Genomic DNA, 229 nt, shown 5'->3' with positions numbered 1-229 from the left:
CAGATGGCGGTGGTTTGAACTATTATAACCCGATAACAGACAAGTTTATCGCACTAAACGAACAAGAAAATCTAACCGATGAAGTTATCCATGCGATAGTAGAAGATGAACTAGGCAATATTTGTTTAAGTACTGATAATGGATTGTACAAACTGCACTTCAATAATTTTAGTTTGCCATTTTCTTCTAAAAATGTAGAAATAACTCATAATAATTATGAATATTTTTT

The 229-nt window shown here is 30.6% G+C and carries 1 protein-coding gene; it reads left to right on the top strand.

Annotation, left to right across the window (positions count from 1 at the left end):
* On the top strand, positions 1–229 hold a 229-nt coding region (locus AC23ME_RS21170), incomplete at both ends, for a hypothetical protein (protein ID WP_487729710.1).

The sequence above is a fragment of the Pedobacter sp. T50_32 genome, assembly GCF_057652195.1.
The sequence above is the reverse complement of the archived record's forward strand: the minus strand, read 5'-3'. Positions and strand labels throughout refer to the sequence as shown.